Annotated in this window: 13 protein-coding genes; 8 read left to right on the plus strand and 5 right to left on the minus strand. The window is 66.7% G+C overall.

All coding sequences use genetic code 11. The annotated features are described in order from the left end of the window. Positions 1–4: 4 nt before the first annotated feature. Positions 5–766, minus strand: a complete 762-nt coding sequence (locus M0R89_RS19420; RefSeq protein WP_248652367.1) for a hypothetical protein — start codon at positions 764–766, stop codon at positions 5–7. Between the two features lie 206 nt (positions 767–972). On the opposite strand from M0R89_RS19420, the gene M0R89_RS19425 reads away from it, so the two are divergent. Then, complete coding sequence (locus tag M0R89_RS19425) at positions 973–1,242, plus strand: hypothetical protein (RefSeq protein WP_248652368.1); 270 nt, start codon at positions 973–975, stop codon at positions 1,240–1,242. A 92-nt stretch (positions 1,243–1,334) separates the two neighbouring features. Here the strand turns inward: M0R89_RS19425 and M0R89_RS19430 are convergent, their stop codons facing one another. Both M0R89_RS19430 and M0R89_RS19435 read right to left on the minus strand, forming a co-directional pair. Beyond that, the gene (locus M0R89_RS19430) at positions 1,335–1,784 is read right to left on the minus strand and encodes a hypothetical protein (protein ID WP_248652369.1); all 450 of its coding nucleotides are present in this window, start codon (positions 1,782–1,784) and stop codon (positions 1,335–1,337) included. Positions 1,785–1,870: 86 nt separating this feature from the next. Continuing rightward, positions 1,871–3,412: a uracil-xanthine permease family protein gene (locus M0R89_RS19435; protein WP_248652705.1), complete on the minus strand. Its 1,542-nt coding sequence runs from the start codon at positions 3,410–3,412 to the stop codon at positions 1,871–1,873. A 425-nt stretch (positions 3,413–3,837) separates the two neighbouring features. Here M0R89_RS19435 and M0R89_RS23340 point away from each other — a divergent pair, with 425 nt between their 5' ends. Further along, positions 3,838–3,972: a hypothetical protein gene (locus tag M0R89_RS23340; RefSeq protein WP_256478566.1), complete on the plus strand. Its 135-nt coding sequence runs from the start codon at positions 3,838–3,840 to the stop codon at positions 3,970–3,972. Positions 3,973–3,987: 15 nt separating this feature from the next. Here M0R89_RS23340 and M0R89_RS19440 read toward each other — a convergent pair whose 3' ends face one another. After that, the gene (locus M0R89_RS19440) at positions 3,988–4,800 is read right to left on the minus strand and encodes a TrmB family transcriptional regulator (protein WP_248652370.1); all 813 of its coding nucleotides are present in this window, start codon (positions 4,798–4,800) and stop codon (positions 3,988–3,990) included. Between the two features lie 200 nt (positions 4,801–5,000). On the opposite strand from M0R89_RS19440, the gene M0R89_RS19445 reads away from it, so the two are divergent. Continuing rightward, a complete protein-coding gene (locus M0R89_RS19445) occupies positions 5,001–5,351 on the plus strand; it encodes a DUF7344 domain-containing protein (protein ID WP_248652371.1) in 351 nt (116 codons plus the stop codon). A 156-nt stretch (positions 5,352–5,507) separates the two neighbouring features. Here the strand turns inward: M0R89_RS19445 and M0R89_RS19450 are convergent, their stop codons facing one another. Then, positions 5,508–6,767 carry an XdhC family protein gene (locus M0R89_RS19450; RefSeq protein ID WP_248652372.1) on the minus strand — a complete coding sequence of 420 codons (1,260 nt, stop codon included), beginning with the start codon at positions 6,765–6,767 and terminating at the stop codon, positions 5,508–5,510. Between the two features lie 128 nt (positions 6,768–6,895). On the opposite strand from M0R89_RS19450, the gene M0R89_RS19455 reads away from it, so the two are divergent. The 5 genes from M0R89_RS19455 to M0R89_RS19475 all read left to right on the plus strand — a co-directional run bounded on the left by M0R89_RS19455 (position 6,896) and on the right by M0R89_RS19475 (position 14,636). Next, complete coding sequence (locus M0R89_RS19455) at positions 6,896–8,473, plus strand: S41 family peptidase (protein WP_248652373.1); 1,578 nt, start codon at positions 6,896–6,898, stop codon at positions 8,471–8,473. Positions 8,474–8,579: 106 nt separating this feature from the next. Then, positions 8,580–9,509, plus strand: coding sequence for an NAD-dependent epimerase/dehydratase family protein (locus tag M0R89_RS19460; RefSeq protein WP_248652374.1), 930 nt, complete (start codon positions 8,580–8,582; stop codon positions 9,507–9,509). A gap of 185 nt (positions 9,510–9,694) precedes the next feature. Next, on the plus strand, positions 9,695–11,233 hold the full coding sequence (locus M0R89_RS19465) for an outer membrane protein assembly factor BamB family protein (RefSeq protein WP_248652375.1): 1,539 nt from the start codon (positions 9,695–9,697) through the stop codon (positions 11,231–11,233). Between the two features lie 164 nt (positions 11,234–11,397). Next, positions 11,398–13,104: a thiamine pyrophosphate-binding protein gene (locus tag M0R89_RS19470; RefSeq protein ID WP_248652376.1), complete on the plus strand. Its 1,707-nt coding sequence runs from the start codon at positions 11,398–11,400 to the stop codon at positions 13,102–13,104. Positions 13,105–13,175: 71 nt separating this feature from the next. Then, entirely contained in the window at positions 13,176–14,636 is a 1,461-nt protein-coding gene (locus M0R89_RS19475) for an extracellular solute-binding protein (protein WP_248652377.1), read from the plus strand. The last annotated feature ends 22 nt before the right edge of the window (positions 14,637–14,658 follow it).

Below are 14,658 nucleotides of genomic sequence, written 5' to 3' on the forward strand. Positions count from 1 at the left end.
TCGCCTACAGCGACACGAGCGCCGCTCCGAACCCGAACGCCGCGAGTGCGCCTGCTGCTACGAACCGAACGACCAGAAGCCCGACCAACCGAAGCCGACTGTTCGCGTTTAAGTCGAGGAGGGTGATTTCGTCGATTCGCTCCCGAACCGTCGGTCGGGTCGCGTCGTCAGTGTGGCCGAGGAGGTAGAGCCTGTCGCCTTCTTCGAGTCGCCACTCCGTGTATCGGTGCGGGTGCGAGCCGATTCCGAAGACGAACCACGGACTCGACACCTCCGACGGCTCCCCTAGAACGCTTCGGACTGCATCGGACGGTGACTCGGACTCGTCGTATCGGCGGCGTTCTTCGCTTCCGAACTGCAGGTTACTGAACAGTCCGTTCGGAACGGGTTCGCGCCACGACTCGACGTCCGTGTCGAACTCGACTCTCACCCGCCCGCAGTCTCCGTCGGCGAGAGACATCGGCGGGAGTTCGTAGTGAACGTCCTTGCGGTACCATCGCGGCAGTAGCAACCCGATTCCGGTGGCACTCGTGCGGTGTTTCACTTCTCTAGCGAGGACGTATCCGACACACTCCGTGCCGGAGACGGGCGCACGGACCGTCGAGTCGTCCGCTTCGAGGGTCCCGATTACCGCTTCTCGACCGTGGCCGAGTTCGTTCGGCGCGGAGACACCAGTCGAGACCACCGTCTGCACGAGGCGTAGCGGTTGGAGTAGCCCGACGATTCCGAGGAGTCCGACCAAAACGAATATCGCGGGAAGAATCACGTTCGAGACTGTCAGTTAGGTCGGCACCACGACCCGGCCAAACGTGATTTTTCAGCGATGCGCATAACTGAATCTCACAGGCGAGGGTCATAAGTGTAACGTCACCACTGACGAGAGTTGCAGCACCTGAGACGAGTGTTACGGTTCTCGTGGCGAATTGGTCGAGTAGTGGAAAGCCTTTTTTCTCGTTACTATATCTTGGGACTATGCACAACCGTCGCCTAGCAGAGGTGATTGTCGTCGGATTGGGATACGTCGTCCTGTTCGTGTTCGTCATCGGCCCGGCAATCGGTGCAGCCACGGGGTTCGACCAGCCAGCCTTCGACCTCGACAGCGGCGTCGCGCGACAGCTTCCGACAGGCGTCAGAGGCGGGATACTGGTGCTAACCGGCGCGATGGTCATGGTCGGATACATGTTTCTTCGCGCTCGAATCGCAGGCGTTCCCTTCGATGCGTACTGGAATCAACAGAGTTAGAGCGCAATCGGGACGAAACGCAGCGACGAGAAAAGAGGGCGAAGATTGCGTAGCAGGAGTCAACGACGGAGAAGGGCAAGGTGAAACGGAGGTCACTCTGACTCGCCGCCGTCGCCCGTCTCTACTTCCAACAGGGGCCGGAGCGCGCTCGTGAAGGCGTCTGTGTCGGCCGGAAAGAGGGAAATCGGCTTCGCGCGGCCCTCGACCTTGATGCGGGCCTTCCCGCGCTTGCGGTAGGTCCAGTAGAGGCTGGCCGCGCCGAACGCCGCGAACGCGAGGCCGAGGGCCGCGCTCCGCGGGACCGAGTAGAGACCGTAGCCGACCAGCAGGACGCTCAGGACGGCGAGGAAGTAGTCAAACTCCTCGACCGTGACCTCGGCCACGTCGTCGAGCGCGACCCGGGTCAGGTCCGGGTCGCCCGACCCCTCGCCGGTGACGACCAGCAGGAAGTCGTCGCTGAGTACGACCGACCCGCCGGTCCGGAGCGCCAGTCGTTCGCGGACCGTTTCGCCGTCGGGGAGTGCCTCGGAGATGGCAGTCACGACTCGCCGTTGTCGTCGGGGCGCGAAAAATGGTCGGTTCCGCCCGTCGGGTCAGTAAATTTCGGAAAAGAGGACGATAATCCCTGTCAGTCGGCCCGCCGTGTCCGGTCGTCGGTCTCCGAGGAGCGCCGGTCCCAGAACGACTCGAACTCGCTGTCGTCCTCGGTCAGACTCTCCCACGCGGTCAGGCCGCGCTCCTCGCGGGTGCCGGGAACGGTGTTGTCGAGGAAGAACGCGACGATACCGCCGACAGCCATCCCGGTGCCGCCGATGACGAAGACGGTGGTCGAGACCACGTCGGTCCCGAGAACGGGGCCGAGGACCGGCACCGAGGCGAGACCCTGCTGGAACGCGGTCGAGGCCGAGACGTCCATCCCCGCGCCGACGTTCGACATGTAGCCCGGAATCGCGAGACCGGCGAACAGCGCGAACCCGACGATGAACACGTTCCGGTTCGCGTCGAGGTCCACGTACTTCAACTGCGAGAGGCCGACGGCGGCAATCTGGCCGAACATCACGACGTAGAGGCCGCCGATGATGGGTGCCGGAATCGTTGCGAACAGCGCCCCGACCGGGCCGAAGTAGCCGACGACTATCATCACGGCGGCCCCCGTCTGGACCACGTAGCGCGAGGCGACGCCGGTGATGCCGATAGCGCCGACGTTCTCGGTGTAGGAGGTCAGACCGTTTCCGGTGCCCATGACGCCCGCGAGCGTGTTGCCCAACCCCTCCATGCCGATGCCGTGATTGATGCGCCGGGCGCTGGGCGCTCCGCGTCCGGCCATCCGGGCGACGGCGTGGTAGTCGCCGAAACTCTCGATGGCCGAGGCGAACATTCCGGCGACCATCCCGATTGCGAAACCGGGCGTGAACAGCGGCGTGCCCCACTGGAAGGGGTAAATGGGTTGAACGAGGGTCGCGCCCGTGACCGACCCGAGGTCGACGTAGCTGATAGACCCCGAGGCGAAGACGCCCGTCACCGACAGGAGCGCGGCGACGAGCCACGCCGACGCGATGCCGAGCAGGACCGGAAAGAGTCGGAACGATCGGTGATACCGGTCGAGGTACTGGGAGAACGCGACGATGAGCGCCAGCGTCAGCCCCAACAGCCACCAGTTCTGTCCCGTTCCGGGCGCGGCGGCGTTCGGGTTCTGAATCTGGGGAGCGTTGAACAGCGACAGTCCGATGAGCGCGATGACCGGCGCGATGACCACCGGCCCCATGTGGCGTTTAATCCAGCCCATGACGCCGAAGTAACCGATGAGGACCTCGACCAGTCCGGCGACGATGACCGCGCCCATGAGTTCGCGTATCATTATCTCCCACCCGCCGCCGTTCGACGCGATGACGCCGATGATGGCCAGTCCCGGGGCCAGCATCGAGAACGTGCCGCCCTGCACGATGGGATAGCGGTTCCCGACGGTCGTCTGGGCCAGCGTCCCGACGCCCGACGCGACGAAGAACGTGCCGATGAGTCGTGCGGTCGCACCGTCTGGCATCCCCATCGCGGCGGCCAGCGCGAGCGGGATGGCCACCGTCGCGCCTATCATCGTGAGGTAGTGCTGGAAACCCAACAGCACGGACTCGGCGAGCGGCGGCTTGTCGTCGATGCCGTACTCGATGTCCACGGAGGCCTCGGCGTCGGGTTCGACGCTCGGTCCCTCCGGCGAGAAGTCCTTCTCGACCTCCTCGAAGTCGTCGCTCCCGCTCACCGCGTCTCACCCGCGGTTCGCTCGTCGTGTGACCCACGTAGCGCGAGAACGATATACGCGAATGGCATGGCTATCAATGCCTACAGAGTCGGCATAAGCATACCGAAGATTCCCTCACTGTCGCCCGTCGAAGTCGAACGATTCGGGGTCGATGAGGTGGCCTCACGACGTTCGGCCGTCCACGCCGACCGAGCGTCCCCGTCGACTGTCGTTTCGGCCGCGGAACCGTCCGGTCGCCCCGGCGTCCGCTTCGTTCCGGGTCGGAACTCCTGTCAGCGTGGGTTGTTGTTCCTCGCGTAGTACTCGGTCGTTTAAATGCGACGAGGGACACTCGCCGATAAATGAGCGATTCGAGCGAGGAGTCGGCGGAGCGAGAGGGTGCGGTCGAGCATTTGGACTCTGCGCTGTCGGCGGACCGACTGGACGACGCCAAGTATCACGTTCGGCAGGCGCTTCAACTGCTCGACGTCGAGTGACGCCGGACGGGGCGTTCAGTCCGAGACGGCCGAGTCACCCACCTCGGCCGCGTTCTCTCGCAGTTCGTAGGTCAGGACCGACTCGGCGAAGGTCGCGAGGCCGTGGTCGATGCCGTCGCTCCACGCCGCCGTCTCGTTGGGCACGCCCGGAAGGTCTTCGTCGTGGAGGGCGCTCATCAGCACCGGTCCCCTGTCGGTCATGAGCAGTCGCCCGATTCTGGGCGTGGCGTCCCCGGCGTCGAACCACTCTATCAGTTCGGACGTGAAGACGCGGGCGTCGATTTCGGCGTCCGCGAACGTATCGCGGACTGCCTCGGCGTCCGTGCCGACGTGGACGGCGACACCGCGGTCGTCGGCCGACCTAAGCGCGTCCAGCAACTCCTCGTCCAGCAGGGTCTCCGCGAAGACTATCAGCAGAATCTCGTCGGTCGCGTCCGCGACGAGGTCGAGTATCCGCTCCGTGACCTGCTCGTGGTCGTTGATGGCCCACACCGCCTGCTGGTTCTCCTTGAACACCGGTTCCATCTGGCGCAGCGACTCCTCGACCGTCTCGAAGTAGGACTCGTACTGCTTGCGGAGAACGCGGACGGCGGTGTTTATCGAGACGCTCTGGAAGGTCCGCGGTTCGCCCTCCTGCAACTCGACCAACCCCCGCTCCCGGAGGCGGTCCATCGTCTCGTAGACTCGCGAGCGCGGGATGTCGGCCACTTTTCCGATTTCCTTCGCAGTGCCGTGAGGGAGTCGCGTGAGCGCGACGAAACACCGGGCTTCGTACTCGGTCAGTCCGAGTCGTTCCAACCCGTCTACTGCCACCTGTACCTCTTCCATACACGCGGAAAGGGCGGGAGACAGTAGAGCCTTTGGGCGTTTTTCCCGGAGGAACACCAGCCGTGTTGTTCCTCGGAAACTGTCGTTCTACTTAAACGCGTGTGGCGAGTAACTCCGATGTGGCCACGAACGAAACTCGTCGCAGTTTCGCGGCCCGAACCGCGAGACGCGACCGACGTGGCCTGCACGGTGACCGAAAAATGGAAAGCACGACTACCCCACGCTCGACCGATGCACAGTCTCTGGACGCAGTTCTGTCTCTCCTCCGGAAGGAACGCCGTCGGCACGTCCTCGCGGTCCTCTCCGAGCGGAACGGCCCGGTTTCCGTACGCGACCTCGCCGCGGCGGTCGCGGCGCGCGAAACCGAGGGCGACGCCGGCGAGATTTCGCCGGAGACGACCGGGAGCGTCGCGGCGACGCTCCACCACGTCCACCTGCCGAAACTGGCGGACGCCGACGCGGTGGCCTACGACGACGAGGCGGGCACCGCCACGCTCGCGCAGGCCGAAGGGTTCACGCCGTTTCTCGGACTGGCCGACGAGGCCCGGTGAACGCCGGGCGAGGCGAGGTACCTCCGCCGCGAACAGTGTACACTCCACTGAATAGCAATATCCTCACACGTTAGAGGAACGAAAGCCTTCCTTAAAGCAACATATAGTGTCTTTTAGCGAGTGAATCTTTTAGCCGCAGCGTCGTCTGCGAACGCCTCAGGGCGACTCCGAGTCCGAGTCCGAGTCGTCCCGTGGCGACGGGGACGACGCCGAATCGCCGCCCACCGCCGACCGGGGGTGAATCGGTCCCTCGCCGTCGGTCAACCGACCACCCGCCCTGCCGTTCGACACCGCCAGCACCTCGCCGACGACCGAGAGCGCGATTTGGAAGGGTTCGCCCCCGCCCAAGTCGAGACCCACGGGCGTTCCGATTCGCTCGGCGTCGGCGGCCGAGAGTTCGACGCCCGCCTCGGCGAACTCCTCGCGCATCGCGTCGAATCGCTTGCGCGGCCCCATCAGGCCGACGTACGGAACCCGCGTGTCGAGGAGCGACTCCAGCGCCAACCTGTCGTCCACGAAGTTGTGGCTCATCACGACCGCGTAGGTGTCGGCAGGGCGCGAGACGGCGTCGCCGACCGCCGTCGGCCGGGTAGCGACGACATCGTGGGCCGCGGAGAACCGCTCGGCGTCGGCGCGCGCTCCGCGGGCGGTGGCGACCGTCACCCGGAATCCGGCCTCGCGGGCGAGGCGCGCGACCGGTCGCACGTCCGCGCCGTGGCCGAAGACGAGCAGTTCCGGCGCGGGTTCGAGACCGTCCACGAACACCGCCGCGGTCCCCCGGTCTGTCTCGACCGTCACGGTGTCCGAGCGCCCGGCCGCGGCGAACTCCCCGGCGCGCTCGCGGACCGCCGCGAGCAGGTCGTCGGGGAGCGGCGGGCGAGCGTCGGCGTCGGCCGCGGCGACTTCCCCGTTCTCGGCGACGAGCGACCGCGCGCCGACGGGTGCGTCGGGATACTCGTCGCTTCCGTCGGCGGACTCCCCCGAGACGACCGTGGTCAGCGCGACGCGTTCGCCGTCCGCGACTCGCTCCAACGCGGGCCGAAAGCTCTCGTCGGCGGGTTCGACCAGCACGTCGACGACGCCGTTGCATCCGAGTCCGAACTCCCACGCGTCGTCGCCCGTGAGGTCGAACGTCCCCCGGACCGGGCCGTCGGCCAGCGCGCGCTCTGCGAGGTCGGCGACCGGGCCTTCGAGACACCCGGCGGTGATGGCCCCGACCGCGGCGTCGTCTGCGAGGACGCGCTTCGCCCCGGGGCGTCGGTAGGCCGACCCCTCGACCGCAGTGACGGTGGCGACGGCGGCCGCGGCGTCGTCAGTCGCGGCGTCGTCGGGCGGGGCCGAGTCCGCGACGACTTCCCAGAGGCTCTCACGGACCGACAGCGCGCTCGCGGCCCACGCGTCGGACTCGTCGTTCATGGCCCGTGGTAGCAAATACGGATATTTAGGTGTTGGCGTGAGTCCGCGCTCGCCTCCCCGTCGGTTACCGGAGCGAACTCGTCGGTTTGCCAAGACGTTATTACCTCGGCGTCCGACAGGTTCGTCGCATGGGAGACGAACCCACACATTACCCCCGTGCGGACCTCGTAGAAGACGCCCGCTCGCTGGCGACCACGCTCGAAGCGTCTCACCCCGACCCGTACGCCGGACACGGCGGTCGGGTGGCCTTCCACCGAAACCTCGAAGAGCTAGTTCGGGAGATTCCAGCGGACGGCGAGTCGCTCGAGGCGTTCTACGAGCGCGTCGCCGAGTTCGCGGCGCTGGTCCGGGACCTCCACACGGCCGTCAGTCCGCCCGAGGAGACCGAGGCGGAGGTCGCCGGGCGACTACCGCTCGGGTTCCGCGTCGTCGGAGACGGTCTCTACGTGGACGAGGTGTACGACGAGGATTGCGCGGACCTGTTGGGCGGGCGTCTCGTCGCCGCGGAGGGCGTCCCGACGGCCGACCTCGAAGCGCGGGCGGCCGCCGTCGAAAGCGCCGACAACGAGTACGGCGACCGCAGAAACCTCGGGAAGATGCTCGAAGCGGTGGCTCCGCTCCGGTTCCTGCTGGACGATGAACGCGAACCCGAGCGGCCGACGCTGACCGTCGAAACCCCAGACGGCGAGCGCACCGAGCGGACCCTCGAAGTAGTCGAGACCGACGAACCTGTCGAGACGCTGGCGACGAGCGTCGAGCGCCCGGAGACCGACGGCGAACCCGCGTTTCGGTTCCTCGACGACGAGCGTTCGACCGCGCTCCTCGCGCTCCCGGACATGCGACTCTACCGCGAGCATCCCGAGATGATGACCGCGATGGACGCCGAGGGGTCCGAACGAATGGCCCGCGACGCGTACCGGGAGGTCGTCGGCGAACCGGTGCCCGACGAGCTAACCGACGTGCTGGCGGGGATTCCCTCGGCGACCGAAGTGCTGACGGAGTTGGTCGAGGAGATGGCCGACGCCGGGACCGAGACGCTGGTGGTCGATACGCGGGACAACGGCGGCGGGAACTCCGCGCTCACCTACATTCTGCTCTACGTCCTCTACGGGTGGGACGGTATCGCAGACGCGACCGCGGACCAGATATCCGTCCCGAAGGACTCGGACCTGTACCGCCAGCGGTTCGGCGACGAGGGAGCGGTCGGCGAAACCGACAACCCGGCCGGGTTCGACTTCGAGTCGTACTTCGCGCGGGGCGATGCCGACGAGCAACTCGACCAACTCCGCGAGCAGGTCCGACTCACCGAGACCTTCCGCGAGGAGGTCGAATCGGGCGACAACGAGGCGTACTACCGCCCGGAGAGCGTGGTCGTCGTGACCTCGGCCGGGACCGCCTCGGCGGGCACCGAACCCGCCTTCCTGCTGTCTAAGCTCGGCGCGTCCGTCGTCGGCGTCCCCTCGGTGCAGGCGCCGAACAAGCCCCGAGACCTGCTTCCGGGCGAACTCCCGAACACCGGCCTCGACTTCCGGGTGTCGTTCCGCCACGTCGAGTTCCGCCCCGAGGCCGACGACGGCGACGTGTTCGTGCCGGAGGCGGAGCTGACCTCCGACCGGTTCGAGGCGTACGACCGCGCCGGCGACGCCGGCCTCCGACTGGCGCTCGACTTCGCAGGCGCGGACGACGACTCGGAATCGAACGCGTAGCGTCGCCAACTCGTCATCGGCTCGGTTACTACGCCACACCCTCACAAACCCACCGCAGAAACCCCGAACGTAAAGATATATCCGTCGCTCCGTCGGTACATCCGGCATGGAGCTTTCAGGGAAGTCGGTCCTCGTCACCGGCGGTGCCGGACTCATCGGCACCCACCTCACGGAGTCGCTCGCCGCGGACAACGACGTACTCGTCGCCGACAACTGCTCGAAGGGCAACCGCGAGTGGGTGCCCGAGTCGGCCCGGTTCGCCGACGCCGACCTCACCGACCCCGACGACGTGGCCGAAGTCGTCACCTCGGACCTCGACGTCGTCTTCCACCTCGGGGCGCTCTCGGACGTGAACCGGGGCGACCACCGCCGCGTCTTCGAACACAACAACGCGATGCTCTACAACATCCTCGAACGCATGGACGAGGTCGGCCTCTCGAAGATAGCCTTCGCCTCCTCGTCGGCGGTGTACGGCGAAGCGCCCCGCCCGACGCCCGAGGACTTCGCGCCGCTCGAACCCGTCAGCACCTACGGCGCGAGCAAGTTGGCCGGCGAGGGCCTGCTCTCGACGTACGCCCACTCTCACGACTTCACGACGTGGATGTTCCGGTTCTCGAACGTCGTCGGGCCCCACCAGCGCAACAACGTCATCTCGGACTTCATCGAGAAGTTGCTCGACGACCCCTCCCGTCTCGAAATCCTCGGCGACGGCCGCCAAGAGAAGTCCTACCTCCACGTCGAGGACTGCGTGAGCGGGATGGAACACGTCGTGGAGAACACCGACGAACCGACCAACATCTACAATCTGGGCACCAGAACGACCATCTCGGTCACGCGCATCGCCGAACTGGTCAGCGACGTGGTCGGCTGTGACCCCGAGTTCGAGTACACCGGGGGCGACCGGGGCTGGACCGGCGACGTGCCCAAGATGCGCCTCTCCATCGAGAAGGCCAGCGCGATAGGCTGGTCGCCCGAACGCGAGAGCGCCGACGCGGTCCGGACCGCGGCCGAGCAGTTGTACGACGAACTGGCCTGACGCGGCCGGCGATTAAGCCCGGTCAAACGCTACCCCCCGCGGCTCTTCGCGCCGATTCCAGTGGGCGTAACGCGTCTCAGACCGGTCTTAGCGAAATATTTCTCGAAGGCGACTCCGCGCGGCGAGCCTAAGCGAGCGATAACAATAGTGTCACGTCGAGAACGTGAACGCGTCCGGTGACAGCTATGTTCGATACGACCCCGCTCGCGCTCGACCGCCGGCGCTTCCTCGCCGCGGTCGGAAGCGCCCTCCCCGCGACCGGTTTCGCCACCGCGTTCCGCGACGACCGGTCCAGTTCAGACGACGACTCGCAGACCGACCAATCGTCCGACTCCGACTCCGGAAATCGCCAGCGTCCGGACTGGCGACTGACCGGTTTCGACGCGACGAACGTCGGATACCACCCCGACCTGACCGGCCCAAAAACTCGCGCCCGAGAACGCTGGCGTCGCGACGCGGCGGTCGAGGGCGTCGTCGCGGCGGACGGCGTCGTCTACGCCAGCACCGAACGAGACGTGGTCGCGTTCGACGCCGAGACCGGCGAGGAGAAGTGGCGGACTCGGGTCTGTGACAACGCGACCAGCCAGAACCTCGTCTACACCCCGGCGGTCGCCGACGGTCGGGTCTTCGCCAGCACGTTCGCCGAAACCCTCTACGCGCTCGACGCCGAGACCGGCGAGACGCGCTGGGAGTACGGTCTCGACCACCGATGGGGCGGGAGGATACTCGCGGCCGACGCCGACGCGGTGTACGCGACCGACGACTCCCGGCGGGCGTTCGCGGTGGACGCCGAGACCGGCCGCGAGCGGTGGGAGTACCGCTACGGCGAACCGCTCCCGTCCACCCCGGTCGTCGCCGACGGGACGCTCTATCTCGGGTACGCCGACCGGTCGGTCCTCCGCGCCGTCGAAGTCGAGAGCGACCGTCAGCGTTGGGAGCAGTCCGGCCCGGGCGACGAGTGGGTCGAAGCGATGACCGTCGCGGACGGCACCGTCTACGCCGGATGGGGCCTGCCCGGCGAGGAACCCGGCCACCTGACCGCAATCGACGACGAGACGGGCGAGGAGAAGTGGCGACTGGAGACCGACCGGACGGTGGACACCGAACCCGCCGTGGCGGACGGAACCCTCTACGTCCACAGCGGCGGATGGCTTCGGGCAGTGGACGCCGAGACGGGCGAGTTGAAGTGGCGGTTCGACACCGAAGGGGCAGTGGACAAGGATTCGTGGCACAGCATCGAACCGCCGTCCGTCGCCGACGGGACGGTCTACGTCGGCGGGTACGACGCGATAGTCTACGCGCTGAACGCCGAAACCGGCGAACCTCGGTGGACCTACGCCTTCGGACAGGAGTCCCCGCTCCACGTCACGCCGGTTCCCCACCGCGGGAGTCTCTACGCCGCGAGCGAAGGAGTCGTCGCCCTCGACGAGACGAGCGAGGCCGCGGTCACGGCGGCGTTCGAGGCCGACCAAGACGGCGCGGACGAAGACGACACCTTTCAGGTCGGCGAACCGGTCGAGTTCGAGGCGCTGAAATCTCGCGGTCCGATCGCGGAGTACGAGTGGGACATCACCGAGGAGGAGGGCATCGACGCCCGAGGCCAGCGCGTCGAACACACCTTCCGCGAGCGCGACGACGAGTTCGTGACTCTCCGGGTCCGGGGCGACGACGGGCGGGTCGATACGGTCGAGCGCGAACTGAACGTCGTCCCGTGGGAAGACTGAGTTGGAGTCGGTTTCGAGCGGTCCGCGTTCTCGATGCGGTCGGCGTCGTCCTCGGTGCGCAGGTCGGCGAAGATGTCCGGGAAGGGACGGAGACGGGGTTCGAGTCCCCGACACACCTTCGAGAAGCGACAGACCAAAGGCGCGCGCCGGAGTCATGTCGTCCCATGGCAGAGACCAACGAGGAACTCGTCGCCCAACTCGAAGCCCTCGGCGTCGAGTACGTCTTCGGGTACCCCGGCGGGCGGGTCATCGAGTTGCTGGACGAACTCCCCGAGTCGGACATCGAGGTGGTCCGTCCGCGCGACGAGCGAGAGGGCAGCGTCATGGCCGAGACGTACGGTCGCCTAACACAGACGCCGGGCGTCCTCGCCGGTCAGGGGCCGTGGATAGGCAGTCTCGGTACCATCGGCCAGATGGAGGCCCGCCTGTCGTCGTCGCCGATGGTCGTCCTGACCGAGGCCAGCGAGCGCGGCGACTACTCGACGCTCGCGCCCTACCAGCAGTCCCGGGGCGACTACGGCGGCCTCGACCTCCCCAAAATTTTGGACGGCGTGACGAAAGAACACTGGTTCCCGCGCTCGCCGACCGAGACCCTCCGGAGCGTTCAGTTGGCGTTCAAGCACGCGACCGCGGGCCGGCCCGGTCCCACGGCGGTCATCCTCGACGGCGACGCGATCACCGAGGAGGTGCCCGAGGACCCGATTCCGCCGGTCTGGGACGCCGACGAGCAGGTCCGCAACTGGGACGCCGCGCCGACCGAGAGCGACGTGGAGCAGGCGGCCGAGGCCTTCGCCGAGGCGGAACGACCGGTCGTCATCGCCGGCAACGGCGTCCACGCCGCGCAGGCCTACGACGAGTTGCGGGAGGTCGCCGAGACCTACGACGCGGTCGTCGTGACCTCCTACCTCGGAAAGTCCACGATTCCCGAGACCCACGACCTCGCGGGCGGCGTCATCGGGTCGTTCGGCCACGAGGGCGCGAATCAGGTCGTGAGCGAGGCCGACGCCCTGCTCGTGGCGGGATGCCGGATGAACCCGATGGACACCAACTGGCAGGCCCCGAGTTTCGTCCGACCCGACGAGCAGACGATCGTCCACGCGGACGTGGACACCCGGAACGCGGGGTGGGTCTACCCCGCCGACGTGGGCCTCATCGGGGACGCGAAGGAGAGCCTTCGGGCGCTCTCGGACGCCGGTGAAGCGGCGAGTGCGGGCAACGACTGGGCGCGAGATCGCGCCGAGTCGGCCCGCGAGTCGTTCTCGGCCCCGGAGTGCGAGTCCGACGCCTCGCCCATCAAACCCCAGCGCGCCGTGAAGGAAATCGAGGCGGTCGCGGACGAGGACACCATCGTCACGGCCGACTCGGGCAACAACCGCTTCTGGCTACTCAACTACCTCCAGACGCCCGGCGTCCGGACCTACTTCGGGTCGGGCGGCGTCGGCGGGATGGGATGGGCGACCCCGGCCGCGGTCTCGGCCGCGATTACGACCGACGAGGACGTAATCGGCGTCGCCGGCGACGGCGGGTTCACGATGACGATGACCAGCGTCGAAATCGCCGTCGAGAAGGGGGTCGCGCCCACCTTCGTCGTGCTGAACGACACCAGTCTCGGGATGGTGCGCCAGATGCAGGAGGAGGACGGCGACATCGCCGGCGTGGAGTTCCACGACACCGACTTCGTGGCCATCGCGGAGGGCTTCGGCGCGGAGGGAATCCGGGCGACGACTCCGGACGAACTCGGCGTGGCGCTCGCGGAGGGGAAAGAAAACGACGTGCCGACGGTCATCGACGCCCGCATCGACCGCGAGGAGGACATGGCCGAGCAGTTGCAGTCGTCGTTCTACGCGGAGGTCGGCGGACTCCACGAGTGAGGTAGCGTCGCCGTCGGCCGAAGCTGTTTTACCGTGAAAGGTCGTTCTCCGGCCGGAGGGTGCGGGATACAATGGCACATGACAGTGACGGACGTTCGAGACGTCAGTTCGTCAAGGCCGTCGGCGCATCGGGGGCCGCGGCCGGTTTGACGGGATACGTAGAGTCGGGGACCGTAGGTGAAGTGCAGCAGGGCGGGACGACGCTCCAGTGGGCGACCGACCCGGACTTCAAGGGACAGCCGTGGAATCAGGAACTCGAGCCGGTGCTGTACGACAACGGTCTCTCGAAGGATATCGAAATCGAACTCCTCGCGGGACCGTCAGTGACCGACAACCGGCGGGCACAGTATCAGCAGTGGCTGTCGGCCGGTCGGGCGAAACCGGACATACTGTGGGTGGACAGCGGATGGACGATTCCGTTCGTCGTCCGGAACCAGTTGATGAACCTGAGTCAGGCGGAGAACTTCCCGAAGAGTCGCATCCAGCGGGTCGAGAACCAGTACTTCGACGCGAGCGTCTCGACGGCGAAGGGGCCCGACGGCGACCTCTACGCGCTCCCGATATACCCGGACTTCCCGACGATGCAGTACAACAAGCAGTACCTGAAGAACGCCGGGTACGGGCAGTCGGACTTCGAGAAGTGGGCCACCGAGTCGATGACGTGGCAGAAGTTCTCGCAGGTGACGAAGGAAGCGATGAACAGCAACGACGTCCAGTACGGCTACACCTTCCAAGGCAGCGCCTACGAAGGCCTGTCGTGCTGTGACTTCAACGAGTTCATGACGAGTTGGGGCGGAGCGTACTTCGGCAACCCCGAGCAGTACCTGTTCGGTCCGGTGGGCGACCGGCCCATCACCGTGGACGAGCCACAGGTCGTCAACGCCATCAAGATGGTTCGGACGTTCATCCACGGCTCGAACGCGAACAACACCTTGAGCAAGTATCAGGGGAACATCGCGCCCGCGGCGGTGATGCAGTGGACCGAAGAACCGTCGCGCAAGCCGTTCACGAACGGCAACGCGGTGATGCACCGCAACTGGCCGTACGCCATCAACATCAGCGGCTCCGAGGAGAACCTCGGAAAGGACCTCGGGGTAATGCCGATTCCGTACGCCAAGACCGAGAAACAGGCGAAGTATCCGCTGACGGGCGGTCCGGTCGCCGCCTTGGGCGGGTGGCACAACGCCATCAACCCCAACTCGAAGAACAAGGAGGCGGCCGTCGAGGTGCTGAAGGCGATGATGAGCGACGAGTTCAAGTACAAGCTTTTCGAGGTCATCGGCAACGTGCCGCCGGAGCCCCAGCTTCTGACCTCGGAGCGGGCCAAGCAGGTGCCCGTCATGGGCCAGTTCGTCGAGCAGCTTCGAATCGCGGGCGAGAACGCGATTCCGCGACCGGTCACGCCGGTCTGGCCCGCCGAATCGTCGAAGATAGCCCAGCAGGTCAACGGCGCGTTCGCCAAGGGCGGCAAGCCCGAGCAAGCGATGACCCAACTCAAGGCACAACTCGAGGCCATCGAACAGAGCGCGTGAGTCGACGACCCCCACGTCTCTT

The sequence above is a fragment of the Halorussus limi genome (assembly GCF_023238205.1).
Lineage (GTDB): Archaea > Halobacteriota > Halobacteria > Halobacteriales > Haladaptataceae > Halorussus > Halorussus limi.

Bases quoted from the DNA above. Each gene is read 5' to 3' on its own strand.
- M0R89_RS19425 (WP_248652368.1), top strand. From the start codon at position 973: ATGCACAACCGTCGCCTAGCAGAGGTGATTGTCGTCGGATTGGGATAC.
- M0R89_RS23340 (WP_256478566.1), top strand. From the start codon at position 3,838: ATGAGCGATTCGAGCGAGGAGTCGGCGGAGCGAGAGGGTGCGGTCGAG.
- M0R89_RS19440 (WP_248652370.1), bottom strand. From the start codon at position 4,800: ATGGAAGAGGTACAGGTGGCAGTAGACGGGTTGGAACGACTCGGACTG.
- M0R89_RS19445 (WP_248652371.1), top strand. From the start codon at position 5,001: ATGGAAAGCACGACTACCCCACGCTCGACCGATGCACAGTCTCTGGAC.
- M0R89_RS19450 (WP_248652372.1), bottom strand. From the start codon at position 6,767: ATGAACGACGAGTCCGACGCGTGGGCCGCGAGCGCGCTGTCGGTCCGT.
- M0R89_RS19455 (WP_248652373.1), top strand. From the start codon at position 6,896: ATGGGAGACGAACCCACACATTACCCCCGTGCGGACCTCGTAGAAGAC.
- M0R89_RS19460 (WP_248652374.1), top strand. From the start codon at position 8,580: ATGGAGCTTTCAGGGAAGTCGGTCCTCGTCACCGGCGGTGCCGGACTC.
- M0R89_RS19465 (WP_248652375.1), top strand. From the start codon at position 9,695: ATGTTCGATACGACCCCGCTCGCGCTCGACCGCCGGCGCTTCCTCGCC.
- M0R89_RS19470 (WP_248652376.1), top strand. From the start codon at position 11,398: ATGGCAGAGACCAACGAGGAACTCGTCGCCCAACTCGAAGCCCTCGGC.
- M0R89_RS19475 (WP_248652377.1), top strand. From the start codon at position 13,176: ATGGCACATGACAGTGACGGACGTTCGAGACGTCAGTTCGTCAAGGCC.